The organism is Mammaliicoccus sp. L-M44 (assembly GCF_022386355.1).
Lineage (GTDB): Bacteria > Bacillota > Bacilli > Staphylococcales > Staphylococcaceae > Mammaliicoccus > Mammaliicoccus sciuri_A.
Genome location: NZ_JAJNIU010000045.1, coordinates 1 through 3840 on the forward strand (window position 1 = coordinate 1; position 3840 = coordinate 3840).

Annotated in this window: 4 protein-coding genes and 1 pseudogene; 2 read left to right on the forward strand and 3 right to left on the reverse strand. The window is 31.7% G+C overall.

The window, feature by feature from the left end; all coding sequences use genetic code 11:
* Positions 1-50 precede the first annotated feature (50 nt).
* Positions 51-383: pseudogene (locus tag LQ611_RS13645) on the reverse strand (IS256 family transposase); the annotation flags it as partial.
* Positions 384-446: 63 nt separating this feature from the next.
* Positions 447-1121 carry an IS6-like element IS257 family transposase gene (locus tag LQ611_RS13650; protein ID WP_001105984.1) on the reverse strand — a complete coding sequence of 225 codons (675 nt, stop codon included), beginning with the start codon at positions 1119-1121 and terminating at the stop codon, positions 447-449.
* A 15-nt stretch (positions 1122-1136) separates the two neighbouring features.
* Here LQ611_RS13650 and LQ611_RS13655 point away from each other — a divergent pair, with 15 nt between their 5' ends.
* On the forward strand, positions 1137-1994 hold the full coding sequence (locus tag LQ611_RS13655; protein ID WP_462474656.1) for a protein rep: 858 nt from the start codon (positions 1137-1139) through the stop codon (positions 1992-1994).
* A gap of 646 nt (positions 1995-2640) precedes the next feature.
* Positions 2641-2946 (forward strand): hypothetical protein, encoded by a 306-nt coding sequence (locus tag LQ611_RS13660; protein WP_049427954.1) that lies wholly within the window; start codon positions 2641-2643, stop codon positions 2944-2946.
* A gap of 178 nt (positions 2947-3124) precedes the next feature.
* On the opposite strand, the gene lnu(A) is transcribed toward LQ611_RS13660, so the two are convergent.
* The gene (gene lnu(A), locus LQ611_RS13665; RefSeq protein WP_001829870.1) at positions 3125-3610 is read right to left on the reverse strand and encodes a lincosamide nucleotidyltransferase Lnu(A); all 486 of its coding nucleotides are present in this window, start codon (positions 3608-3610) and stop codon (positions 3125-3127) included.
* Between the last annotated feature and the right edge of the window lie 230 nt (positions 3611-3840).

Here is a 3840-nt window from a genome sequence, read left to right on the forward strand (position 1 = left end):
AGTCAAGTCCAGACTCCTGTGTAAAATGCTATACAATGTTTTTACCATTTCTACTTATCAAAATTGATGTATTTTCTTGAAGAATAAATCCATTCATCATGTAGGTCCATAAGAACGGCTCCAATTAAGCGATTGGCTGATGTTTGATTGGGGAAGATGCGAATAATCTTTTCTCTTCTGCGTACTTCTTGATTCAGTCGTTCAATTAGATTGGTACTCTTTAGTCGATTGTGGGAATTTCCTTGTACGGTATATTGAAAGGCGTCTTCGAATCCATCATCCAATGATGCGCAAGCTTTTGAATATTTTGGTTGATCGATATAATCATGAATCAATCGATTTTTAGCCTCACGCGCTAAGTTAATATCTGTGAACTTAAAAATTCCGGTTCTGTTGCAAAGTTAGAAAAATATAGCTAACTACCATTTTATCATGTCGTTGTTCCCTTAACTGGCTAACATATCCCTAATTTCGTGGCATGGCGAAAATCCGTAGATCTGAAGAGATCTGCGGTTCTTTTTATATAGAGCGTAAATACATTCAATGCCTTTGAGTGTATTTTTTGCCGTATTGATACTTTGATATCTTGTCTTTCTTACTTTAATATGACGGTGATCTTGCTCAATGAGGTTATTCAGATATTTCGATGTACAATGACAGTCAGGTTTAAGTTTAAAAGCTTTAATTACTTTAGCTATTGCTACTTTCGTTGAAGGTGCCTGATCTGTAATTACCTTTTGAGGTTTACCAAATTGTTTAATGAGACGTTTGATAAACGCATATGCTGAATGATTATCTCGTTGCTTACGCAACCAAATATCTAATGTATGTCCCTCTGCATCAATGGCACGATATAAATAGCTCCATTTTCCTTTTATTTTGATGTACGTCTCATCAATACGCCATTTGTAATAAGCTTTTTTATGCTTTTTCTTCCAAATTTGATACAAAATTGGGGCATATTCTTGAACCCAACGGTAGACTGTTGAATGATGAACGTTTACACCACGTTCCCTTAATATTTCAGATATATCACGATAACTCAATGCATATCTTAGATAGTAGCCAACGGCTACAGTGATAACATCCTTGTTAAATTGTTTATATCTGAAATAGTTCATACAGAAGACTCCTTTTTGTTAAAATTATACTATAAATTCAACTTTGCAACAGAACCATTTAAACCAACAGAAGAGGGCTATTTAAAGCTTTATAAGACATGGTTTTGTAAATCGAAGTTGTGTCCTGTTTGTAATTGGAGGCGTGCTATGAAAAATAGTTATCAAGCTCAAAGAGTGATTGAAGAAGTGGTTAAAGAAAAGCCGACAGCACGTTGGTTGTTTTTAACTCTTTCAACGAGAAATGCGATAGATGGCGAAACTTTAGAACAAAGTTTAAAAGAATTAACTAAATCGTTTCATAAGTTGTTTAGATATAAAAAAGTTTCTAAAAATTTAATTGGTTTTATGCGTTCAACGGAAGTTACGGTTAATCAAAATGATGGTAGTTATAACCAACATATGCACGTTTTATTATGCGTTGAAAATGCGTATTTTAGAAAAAAAGAAAATTATATAACTCAAAGTGAATGGGTCGATTTATGGCAAAAAGCACTTCAGGTTAATTATCGACCGGTGGCAAATATTAAGGCGATCAAACCAAACCAAAAAGGCGATAAAGATATTCAAGCAGCAATCAAAGAAACCTCAAAATATTCGATTAAGTCATCTGATTTTTTAACTGATGATGACGAAAAAAATCAAGAAATTGTTAGAGATTTAGAACATGGTTTATACCGAAAACGTATGCTAAGCTACGGTGGTTTACTTAAACAAAAACATAAAATTTTAAATTTAGATGATGCCGAAGAAGGCAATTTAATTAATACAAGTGACGAAGAAAAAACGACAGACCAAGAAGAAAAAGCACATTCAATTACTGCAATTTGGAATTTTGAAAAGCAAAATTATTTTTTAAAAAATGTGAAACGTTAGCTAAAAAGCTAGCGTTTTTTTATGTTTTTAGCCCCTGCGGGAACTATGCGATTAAACGGCACGTTTATCCACTTTTCATGCAAATTTTTAAATTTGCATGTAGATGGGCAGTGTCTAAAAATTAGTCACTGGTTTTGCTCAAATTTTTGTTTGTGAAAAGCAATTATTTTTATTTGGCTCTCATTTGCGTTTTAAGAGCCGATATAGGTTTTTAGGTATAAAACTATATAAATAACCCCTAATTCTTTAAAATGACCCTTTAAAATTCAAAATAAAGGCATAAAAAATAAAAGCTATCTCAATTTTGAGATAGCTTTTTTCTTTCGTACGGTCTGTTTATTTTTCTTTCGACGCCGTATCGTCGATGGAATTCAAAAAAGTTATGGGCTATAAATCTACATCACTTTTTCAAGAATGTAGTAGCAATATTCAAGACAAATTAATTTTTATAACTGCTCGGAATATCTCAAGCCGTTTCTTTAATTTTGAAATAAAAAATCGACGAAGGTCGATTATGGTTTTCGCACCGTTTGGAACAAACGTATAAGTGCGCCCTTACGGGATTTAACTAGATTATAACGATGAAAAATAGACCTGTAAAGCAATAACTATTGTGATAAGGTTTGTTAAAAAAGGAGGTATTAATTTGATATTTATATATATAATATTTTCGGCTATTTTACTTTATTACGCTTTAAAATATGGAATTAGAAATGGTTTTGTTGACCTTGAAGCGAATAAAGAAGGCTTAGTTTACTATAAAAAAAGCGCTAGTTTACTTGAAGAGATAGGAAATATTTATAGTAGAGTTTCTATATCTAAATCTAAAGAAGCGAAAGCTATCTATAATGAGGCTTTTGACATATTGCTTTCTGAAAAAAAGCCGAAAATTATATTTAAAGAATTAACTGATAAGAAAGAAGAAATTTTTAAATTAAGTATAGATGATTAACTAGCTTTAAATGACGCATTTATGCCGAGAAAATTTATTGATCGTTGAGAAGAACCCTTAACTAAACTTGTAGACGAATGTCGGCATAGCGTGAGCTATTAAGCCGACCATTCGACAAGTTTTGGGATTGTTAAGGGTTCGGAGGCTCAACGTCAATAAAGCAATTGGAATAAAGCAATTATGTTATTGATTTTAAATTTTTTATATCAAAATGGTCTTTTTCTGTTAAATCATAACCAGAATGAAAAAGAAGTTGAGCTTCTTTTGAAATACATGGTATTTTTCGACCTTTGTAATTAGTTTCTGAAAACCAGTCATTTTGGAAAACATAATTACCACCTTCTGGGTTTGCTTGGGTAATTGATCCATCATCATTTAGATTTATAGGATGAATATCTAAATACCCATATTCTTCATGCTTAAGTTCCATACGTGAAGGCATCCAATCAACTTCTATTTTGTATCCGATATCTTCTAATTTTTGTATAACTTTTTGAGTGTGTTGAGCGTCAAAATCTATATCTATATCTCTGTGTTCTCTTTGTTGTTTTCCAGTTAATACATCTACCCCCCAGCCACCATCTAACCAATAAGTTACTTTCATGTGTTCAAATAAATCTAAAATATAAAATAAATCTTTTTCTGTTACATTATTATTTTTCATTTTATCCCTCCTAACTTGGGAATTTGAAACGAGTTGAAAACGAGTTTCTTCTTGTCTTGATAATAAGGGTAACTATTTCGATTTTGGATAGTTACCCTTAAAGCATTGGTATATATGGCTTAAAACCCAAAAAAAGTTGCTTTTTTTATTGTCATAGTTTGTGAAAACTAAGTTGTTTTTATGTGTTATAACATGGAAAAGTATACTGAGAAAAAACAAAGAAATCAAGT

Coding starts and splice junctions, on each gene's coding strand:
- LQ611_RS13650 (WP_001105984.1), bottom strand. CDS start 1,121: ATGAACTATTTCAGATATAAACAATTTAACAAGGATGTTATCACTGTA.